This window comes from Chlamydiales bacterium (genome assembly GCA_016185065.1).
Classification (GTDB): Bacteria; Chlamydiota; Chlamydiia; order Chlamydiales; family Rhabdochlamydiaceae.
In genome coordinates this window covers 164,615-173,617 of record JACPOL010000003.1, presented here as the reverse complement: position 1 = coordinate 173,617, position 9,003 = coordinate 164,615, and the positions used below count along the sequence as shown (strand labels likewise).

The window sequence follows — 9,003 nt, the reverse complement described above, 5'->3', positions numbered from 1 at the left end:
TTATTGCCCTTCAGTTGCTGCAAATTTCAAAACTATGTTTGCGTGTTTTAATCTATGCAGGAAAAAATAATTGTAGTTGTCTGAATTCTCAAGAACGATGTTGGTCTTAACCAATCTGGCGTTCTCAACAAAAAAACATTCATATCCGTATTCACCTAGGTATCGAATAATGTCATTACCTGAGTAGTCGAACTTTTTGCACCAAGGTTCATATATCTCGATATAAATTATAGGAAGGAATAACGCTATGGCAGCCTGAGCTCCTTTTAATACTGAAAACTCATTCCCTTCTACATCGCATTTTATAAAATCAAGTCTTTGAATTTTGTGATCTTCGGTGAATTTATCTATGGTTTTCAACAGTACTTTTTTTGTCTCAGTCTTCTTGTGATCTATTAAATTCTTTTCGGAAGAAAGGACGGAGCCTCCTTTAAAATAAAAAAACTCAGATTCTCTTTCGCTGCTAGAAAATCCGAAATTGAAATATTTTATGTTTTTCAAGTCGTTTATTTTAATATTTTTCTCGAGGATTTCGAAGGTTTCTGAGATTGGTTCAAATGCATAAACGGTCGAGTTTGGGAATTTGTAGGCGAAATTAAGTGAAAACCAACCAATATGTGAGCCTATATCGAATATGCAATCACCATCTGCAATAATATCAAAAATCAGAGCTTCCTCGATTTCATATTTTCCGAAATTAAGTATTTCAAAAGGAGCGGAACGACAAGCGCCGTCGGTGATCATTTTAAGAGGCGGATTTTGAAACGCAAATATCACGGCATCTGAAGAGATCGCAATATTGTTAATTTCTGTTTTTTCTATTCTTTTCGAAAATCCAAATAAAAGTTTGTTGTATTCATGCATTCTAGACATGTATTCTGTCCATTCAATGCTTTTGCTTTTAAATAGCTCGCTCACGGTGAACATCTTTTCTAAAAGATTCGGAATGTATTGCGCTCCATAGGAGCTGATTTTTGTTCTTATTTTATCGTGAGAATATTCACATTTGATCAAGATGTAGCAACCACATGAAACGATTGCGCTCAAAAGGACATCGATCATTTTAGGGTATTGTTTATTAATTAAGAAATCTGACGCGAACAGAAAAACAGCTAACGAATAGCTTAATGAGGCAATAACCAGTGGCTCGGTAAAAAGAAATGCACGAAAGAAAAATAAGAGTGCAATAGCATAGCAAATTCCCGACATTGCTAGATAGGAAACTATTCGTAGGCCTGATTCATCAAAAAACAATTGTTTTAAGATGGAAAAATCATTAGGTGAAAAAATAAGACTAATAAAGGCAAAAATAATGGCGCCTATCACACACTGATAAAATGCTACTCTTAAAGGGGGATCATGTTGGATTAAAACGCTGTTCACTAGAATTATTGTTGCGAGTGCCAAAGATGAACCCAATCCTTCAAGAAGACCAGGTAAAGCTGCAACCGGCCCAACAGCAAAGGAAGAAATTATATAAGTTGCCACAATGCCAATTGTGGTTATCCAGACGCCAATCCACTGTTTTCGGTTCAATTTAACACCTAGAACTAAAAAAATTAGGCAGGCATAAGCAAGCGCATCTGCGCCAAAAACTGCAGAATTATCAACAGTGGTGGTAAACACGCGCGCCAAAGAGTAAAACTCATAGCCTAAAACCGCGATAACGCTTCTTACTACAATTAAGCCTACTCTTTCCTTTGCGGATAAGTATGGGACTTCTCCACGCATTTTTTGCGTTTCAGCTAGTTCTCTGACTTTAAAAAACGAAAATCCTTTAAATATACCGAGGAAAAATAAAAACAACCCTCCTGACAAAAATTGGATAAGAAAATTTACTCTACTCGGCATCGATTCTTCTGTATTTTGAAAAGCTATGGTAGCAAGTGATATAAGCCCCCAGCCTACGAGTGTGTATAAAATTCCATCTATTCTATTTTCTGCTTGTACAAGAATTTTATGATTCCTTGAATAATTTACGAAATCTGCGAAGGGGCGCTTAATAGATCTAAAAGCGTGGAGAAATTTTCTAGTTTTTGAATTCATAAAGTCCTTCTGTTTTCGGTGACTTTCGAGGGCTTTTTATCTATCGAAAATGCCGAATGTTAAGTCCAGAGTTTTTCTCAATAGCATTCTCAAGGACTTCGTATGGTAGTTTTTTTATCGTTTACTATTCTGTTTGTCCGCTTTTCTTTCAACTTTGTCTTCAAGGATTCCGAAGCGTTCGGCGAGAAGTGCTACGAGTTCTCCTAGTTGGATGACTCTCTGGTCAGTTTGGTGGACGAGCTTGACGAGGCCGGAGGAGAGCCCAGCGCCGGGGGTTTGGGATTCGGGCAAGGCTAGTTCGAGACACTGGTCTCCAGCGCCTGGAAGAACGAGGTCGGTTGAGGACTTTGGTTGGCTTTCTTTTAGTTTTTGTAGCTCTTCTTCCTGTTTTTTTCGGCTCTCTTCTTGTTGTTTGAGTCTTACTTCGTGCTCTTGTAGAAGTTTTGTGACGTCGGTAGATGGTTTGGATTTTACTCTAGTTACAGCTGTGGGGATCTCCTCTGGGCGCTGCAGAAGTATGGTAACTGTTGGTTCAAAAGTGGGTCCAAGCGCGATGTGTATGAGCTGAGTGATCACTTGAATGGGGTCGCGGCTGGGTTTGACTTTATTGGTCATGATGGCGATGAGGAGAACTTCGCACTGCTTTTCCGCAAATTCACGAATTTGTGCGGGGGTATTCTGTGCAAGAAGCTGCTCTTTCAGATCTTTAGCTTTCTGAAGCTGTTTGCGGAAAAATCCGACGGGTTGGTCGGTTGCTATCTTTCGAATCTCTTCATGCATAGCTAAGGCGAGCTGTCTTGCTAAGACCTCTGCACATAGTTCAAAGGTCGCAGGGCCGTTTACAATGCTGGCCATGTACATTACTGCCTTTCCTCGTTCAAAATCTCCGTAAGCCTTCAACGGACTGCTAAGGAGGGTGAAAATCCGTCTGAGAAGTCCGCCTACAACGGGTATGGAGTCAACGATTTCATCTTTGATAAAGCCAATTGCGCTTGTGGCGGAATCGACTCCCTTGGTGGCTTTTGTGGCTTGGGCTTTTCCGAGCATTCCACTCATCAGGGACTGAGAGGCGATAAATGTTCCGTTAAAAATGGTTTGAATGCAGCAGTAGAAGCTAGATAGGTTGTCATCTGCAAAAATCTTCGCTCTCTCTTCTGCTGCTTGCTGATTTAAAGTCTCGCGCTGGATAAGGGATTCAAGCTCTCTTTCCCTGCCATGCAAAGAAGTTAAATCTTTGTCTTTGGATTGCTCGATTTGGGCCTTGAGTGCAGCATGATCTTTTTTATGAGCCGCAATTACTCTGCTACCTTCTTCAAGGGAGAATTCCAGGCCGAGGAGCTTGTCAGTCAGAACTTTCTGTTGCGCAACAAGTAGAGCTTGAGGATTGGAACTATCAACTGCTTCAGCATAGGGCTCTTCCTCATCCACCAAACCCTTTAGAGAAACGGGTGCGGAGAGATCGTCTTCACTATCTGAGGTTTCTAAATGATTTTCTGGAGCAAGCCTCGCTAAGGCATCTCGCGCGTAACAGTCTCCTTCGTTAGCGGCTCTTTGAAACCATTTACGAGCTTCGGCATCGCTCTGCTCTACACCAAGCCCCTGCTCATGCATTCTTCCTATCTTGAATAGGGCATCGGAAGAGATGATGGCTGTGGATGCCGCAGCATCTCTATATAATCTATATGCAACCTTATAATTTCTCTGTACACCCAGACCATGCTCCCAGATAAGTGCCAAAGCGTAGATAGCCATGCCTTGCTGGTCTTGTGTAGCTGCATTTACAAAGCGGTCGCGTGCAATTGTATAATCCTTTTTTACACCTAAGCCCTGTTCATGCATCATACCAAAAGAGTAGTGGGCATCTGCATCTCCCATAGAAGCTGCATTAAAGTAACATTGTAGAGCTTTGCGATGTTCCCCATTATATCTGAAACGATCTCCACGAATCCTCTCTGCTTCTGCTGCTTTCGCATCATCAATTTTTTTCTGCAGTTTTTTGATCACTTCCTCGTTGTATGTCACACCTTGCTGTGCGAGATGCATCCGTTGTGTTTCTTTTAATGCACGTATATTGCCCAGAGCTCCTAACGTCATAAAGATTTTATATGCGTCAGAATATTGACCGCAGTCTATGTGAACTAGGGCTAAGGTGATTTTTGCATTGGTGTCGTGAGAAGCAGCTCGATCGAGCCATTGGCGTGCGAGAACTGAATTTTTTTCCACACCTAGTCCTTGAGAATGAATTATCCAAAGGCCTAGCTCTCCTCCGGCATTTCCTTGCTCTGCCGCCATCTCGTACCAGCGTTTAGAAGCTTTATAGTCGCGATCAACTCCAATTCCGCCACTTCTGAAAAGTTTCCCGAGTGCATGCATGGCCAAGGAATGGCCTTGGGTAGCTGCTTTTGTTAGCCAAATGCGGGCGGTTGGATAATCCTTTTTTCTATACTCTCCGTTTAAGAACTCACAGCCAATAATATACTGTGCTCCGGGATGGTTCTGTTCAGCTGCTCTTGTAATCCACTCTAATCCTTCGGTGATATTGGGCGTTATCCCGCCGACTCCATAGTGGAGCATCATCCCAAATCTAAATATTGCTGACGTATTTCCTGCTAAAGCGGATTTAAAAAAGAAATCGTGAGCCAATTTAAAATCGCGTTCGACACCCTCACCCTTATAGTACATCTCTCCTAGTTTGAAATGCGCTTCGGCTAGCTGCTGTACAGCAGCAACATCCTCGGTTTTTGCAGGCTTTTCTGTTTTGGGTGCAGCGGATGCTGGGACTTTTGCTTTGAAAACTTGTGTCTCTTTGCACTCTTCGCGAGGTGGTTCTTTTCTTGGTAAGACAAAAAAGTGTTGGTCGCCGGACGTTTTTACTGGGCCGTGGGTTGCTGACCGCATTGTCATAAAAATTACCTTCTAAAGTGAACGGTGAAAATCGAAGCAACAGAGTACCCGTTCTCATCTTTTTATGCTTTTCTTGAGTTCAACTTTCTTGAGCTTACAAGAGTGGATGAGGATAGATTTAGGAGTTTTTATTTTGCGGGGCAGAGCTGTTTTTTGTACTACTGCTGCGGGAGCAGGTAAAAAAGCGATTGCAAAAAAGGCTGGCATGGTTTTTAAGAGGAGGTCTCTTTTCAGATGAAGAGGGAAAAAGGACAGATCGGAATGTTTTAGTGGAGAAATCATCAATGCGTTATTCCAGACTTCTCGTAAACTCCGCTTTTCTCTTAACAATACCCTCTATTGCTTTGTATTCAGGACCTAGCGGTTCGGTTGCAAATGTTCAGACGTGCGCATCTCAAGATCAAGAGTCTCTGCAGAGAGGATCTTCACCGACGTATGACGGAATTCTGAAGCTATTTGAGGATTTGGAGAGTGGAGAGCTGGAAAAAAGATACAATGAGAGAGAGTTAGAACGCATTGCCAATTTTTTAGCTAACTTAGCAAGACAAGGGATCTTGCCGAATGAAACAGCAGAAAAGATTGCTCTAGACATAGATATTCAAGAGCTCTTGTATGGCAATGATAACTCTTATGAATACTCGCTTTTTTTACTGGATGAAGGGAGTGATTTTATCTCCATGCCTGCCATCTATTATGGTCCGGGGGAAGTTGTTCTATGCAGGAGCTGGGCCCACAAAAAATGGAAACAGATCAAGAAGTTTGCCAAAAAGCATAAAAAAGCTCTGATCATTGGAGCTGCAGTTGTCGTTGCTGCGGCAGTAGTTGTGGGTGCTGTTGCTGCAGCTTCGGCAGCTGGGGCAGCAGCTGCGGGAAGCGCTGCATCTGACGGGCAGAAAAAAGATAAATCCAAAGAGGGGAACGAGGGAGCGTCAATATCTTCTGCCAATCTTTCATCTGATCTTCCAACGGCTGTAGGGGAGCAGATCTCGTCTTTCAAAGAGGGAATTGCCAAAGAACAGTTTCTTGAGTCGTCTCAAAGCACAGAGTCCTCGTTAGGAGAAAGTGGAAGGGTGTTGGGTTCTCTCTTTGCACATGAGAGTTTTAAAAACCTCTCAAAGCAGCCTATCAACCATCCCCAATTTGAAGGAGGGCTCGGACACTTAGAAATCGATCGAAAGTTCTCAACAGACTATGCCTCTCTGTATTCAGATCCTCATAGAGAACATGATTTCAATACTCTCTCGTATCAACTTCGAGGAGAAAGGGCCCTCGCGTCTGGACATTTGAATCAGGCCGTTTTCGATTTCGGTAAGGCAATTGAGCTCGATCCATCAAATCCTCTTCCATATCTAGAAAGGGGAGTTGCGCATTTCAGATTGGGGCAATATGACAATTCGCTTCAGGACTATCATGAGTACACCGCTCAAGCTCAAAAAAACATCCCTCTGTCAGTTTCTGAATTTAGTCTAGGTTTTGCAAAAGGATTACCAAAGGGAGTTTATGAGTCTGGAGAAAACTTGCTCTTGTTTATATCCGACATGGTTAAACATCCCATTCAAACAGGAAGCCAGATGTGGGAGGCACTTACTGTTCTCAGTGACCTTGCACGTACTGAACAGTGGAGTGTTTTGAGTGAAGCTTTAGCTCCTGAAGTTCATCAGCTTATAAAAGATTGGGATACGATCCCTTCAGATGAGCGAGGAGAACTTGCTGGTTATGCTTTTGGCAAACATGGCGCGGATATCGTTATCCCTGGAGCCGTGGCAAAGGCTGTCGCCAAAGGAGTGAAGGGGGCTCAAGAGTTAAACGCAGTCTACAAGGGCCTTCGAACTGCTGAGCAGACTCTTGTCCTTGAATCGGTTTCTGAATTAGGGAGTGGTGCAAAGGTTGGAGAAGCGCTCCAAGCGAGTCAAAAGACGATCTCACTTGCAGAGGAATTAGGATTTGCTCCTCATGAAGTTGCTGGCTTGAAACAAGCGGGTAGGTTGGAAGAAACTGTTGCTGATACATTTACTAATATCTCCAAGAACCCAGCTGCACGCGAATCGGCCAAGAGATTTAAAGATGCCGAGCTTTTTTTAGAGTCAAATGGAAGAAAATTTACATCAGAAAACGAAATTAGAGCACTGATACATAAAACCGGTATATCGACGTTTCCAAAGCCAGTAGGAATTCCTGAAAATTATGTAGCAACTGTATCTAATAAAGGTGCAGGCATGAAATATGTACATCCCAAAAATGCACATACATATGTGAGAGTGATGCCAGGAAAACCTCATAGCCCGTTTCCATATCAGCAAAATCCTTACGTGAATCAAAGAGTAAATGGGAAATCGTTGGATAAACATGGCAATGTGGTTTTAAACGATTCTCCTGAGGCACATATACCTATCAGCGAATTTATATTCAGAGGTGCTGATTGAACTTAAGCAATGACGAAAAGAAATACATATTAGATGAATACCTTAGGCATATATCCCACTTTCTCGATGGCGATTATCAAAAAAGGGTATGGATTTTAAGAGAAGGTCCAGAATGTCAGGCCTTTGATGATGCTGTTTGTGATTTCTTCGATATCGGAGAACCTATTTTAGAAGACTACAAAAATTTCGGGATCACAGAAATGCAGCATGCATTGTTACTAAAACTGCATGATGAATTTCGGAAGTTTTCTGAGACACACGACATGCCTGAGAATTTCTTAAGCACGCAAGAGTGGAATAAAATAAAAGGTTTGGCCAGAGATGTGTTGATAGCATTCAATTACCGAAAGATTCACAGCTAACCTAGCAAATCAGTAGAACATTCTATGAATATGTTGCTGTTGTAAATCCAGTTTTACCAAGAAATTCGAAAAATTGAACAGCGAGCTTTTGCCGTGTCAAAGATAGAGCTGAGTAGCGGTGAATATAAATATCTTTGCAAGGCGTCTTTTCTGGAAGATAAATACAGAAAACTGCTTTTTTCTGGTACGAAACAAGATAAAAAATATTCATTGGAAATTTCTGAGGATCAGGCAGATGAAATTCGGAACCTTTGCCAGGAGCAGTTACAGATTGTTGGATTTGATGAAAAGTATGAGTTAACACCGGATGGTAAAATCCTTGAATCCTTGGTGGATAAGTTTTTTGTTGGGTAGGGCAGAAATTTTTGTTGGAGTTTGGTTTTTATGGACATTTCTAAATACGCGGCCTTTTTCCATGATGGTTCGATTATGGATGTTCAACATCAAGGAGACAAAATTGAGTTTTTCATGGCTAGCGCAGAAATGGCTGAGGAAGATTTAGAAGATGATATTGCTCTTTCAAGAGATGAGAGCATTCAAGGTAAGCTATGCTTGGAAGGAATCATAAGCGTAGCAATAGGGGACAAGCCGTTTAAGGGCACAGTGAAAAAAGCGTACGATAACGGAAGAATTTTTGATTTCGAAGTTACAAAAAGCACCGTTGAATTATCTGTAGAATGGGTGAATTTTCCTCCTAAACCAGAAGAAAACGTATTTTCAGTTATTAAGATTGAGGCTGAGAAGATCTGGTGGGAGAATATTCCCGATTTAGAGGGTTCCATATGAAGTATTTTACCAAAGATTGGTGCTTAAGCGAGGTGGAAGATTACAAAATCGAAGAGAGATTGAAATCCTACGAACAGTACATTGATTCTGTGTATGAAAGTCTGCCTTTCGCTCTTAAGATTCTAGCTAGAAATGTTAATTTTCATGATGGAAGACTGGAAAAAATAACCGTTATTCAAAATGAAAGAAAATTGATTTTGAAAGGCATTTTTGGTGATTTGGAAGTCGGGTATTTCTTTTTGGAAATCAAATATTTAGGCGTAACAAATCTAGATCCGGGTTTGCTGTTTTTGATCTTCGAAAAACAAGAAGTGGAAGTTCTAAGCAGCGAAATCGAAGTTTTAGAGGGCAATCTTTTTTCTCACCGCATGTTTTTCTCTACGAAGAAAGATATCGATATTCAGTTTTGTGATGTCGAGATCGTAATTCAGAATGCCTCAGTTGCCGATTATAGGAACTCGCTTTGTCAGATTGACTAAGGA

At 41.5% G+C, this 9,003-nt stretch carries 7 protein-coding genes; 5 read left to right on the top strand and 2 right to left on the bottom strand.

All coding sequences use genetic code 11. The features are described from left to right. Together HYX48_01760 and HYX48_01755 are read right to left on the bottom strand one after the other, a co-directional pair. Positions 1-2,046 (bottom strand): FkbM family methyltransferase, encoded by a 2,046-nt coding sequence (locus HYX48_01760; protein MBI2742625.1) that lies wholly within the window; start codon positions 2,044-2,046, stop codon positions 1-3. 114 nt (positions 2,047-2,160) lie between these two features. Beyond that, complete coding sequence (locus HYX48_01755; GenBank protein ID MBI2742624.1) at positions 2,161-4,944, bottom strand: SEL1-like repeat protein; 2,784 nt, start codon at positions 4,942-4,944, stop codon at positions 2,161-2,163. 290 nt (positions 4,945-5,234) lie between these two features. On the opposite strand from HYX48_01755, the gene HYX48_01750 reads away from it, so the two are divergent. From HYX48_01750 to HYX48_01730, 5 genes are all read left to right on the top strand, one after another. Further along, positions 5,235-7,373, top strand: a complete 2,139-nt coding sequence (locus HYX48_01750) for a tetratricopeptide repeat protein (protein MBI2742623.1) — start codon at positions 5,235-5,237, stop codon at positions 7,371-7,373. Then, complete coding sequence (locus tag HYX48_01745; protein MBI2742622.1) at positions 7,370-7,735, top strand: hypothetical protein; 366 nt, start codon at positions 7,370-7,372, stop codon at positions 7,733-7,735. The genes HYX48_01750 and HYX48_01745 overlap by 4 nt, the downstream gene beginning before the upstream one ends. A gap of 93 nt (positions 7,736-7,828) precedes the next feature. Beyond that, on the top strand, positions 7,829-8,089 hold the full coding sequence (locus HYX48_01740; GenBank protein MBI2742621.1) for a hypothetical protein: 261 nt from the start codon (positions 7,829-7,831) through the stop codon (positions 8,087-8,089). A 30-nt stretch (positions 8,090-8,119) separates the two neighbouring features. Beyond that, a complete protein-coding gene (locus tag HYX48_01735) occupies positions 8,120-8,521 on the top strand; it encodes a hypothetical protein (protein ID MBI2742620.1) in 402 nt (133 codons plus the stop codon). Next, on the top strand, positions 8,518-9,000 hold the full coding sequence (locus tag HYX48_01730) for a hypothetical protein (GenBank protein ID MBI2742619.1): 483 nt from the start codon (positions 8,518-8,520) through the stop codon (positions 8,998-9,000). The genes HYX48_01735 and HYX48_01730 overlap by 4 nt, the downstream gene beginning before the upstream one ends. The last annotated feature ends 3 nt before the right edge of the window (positions 9,001-9,003 follow it).

What these genes read in the sequence shown, in the direction of transcription:
- HYX48_01760 (MBI2742625.1), bottom strand. Translation starts at nt 2,046, where the DNA reads ATGAATTCAAAAACTAGAAAATTTCTCCACGCTTTTAGATCTATTAAG.
- HYX48_01755 (MBI2742624.1), bottom strand. Translation starts at nt 4,944, where the DNA reads ATGCGGTCAGCAACCCACGGCCCAGTAAAAACGTCCGGCGACCAACAC.
- HYX48_01750 (MBI2742623.1), top strand. Translation starts at nt 5,235, where the DNA reads ATGCGTTATTCCAGACTTCTCGTAAACTCCGCTTTTCTCTTAACAATA.
- HYX48_01735 (MBI2742620.1), top strand. Translation starts at nt 8,120, where the DNA reads ATGGACATTTCTAAATACGCGGCCTTTTTCCATGATGGTTCGATTATG.
- HYX48_01730 (MBI2742619.1), top strand. Translation starts at nt 8,518, where the DNA reads ATGAAGTATTTTACCAAAGATTGGTGCTTAAGCGAGGTGGAAGATTAC.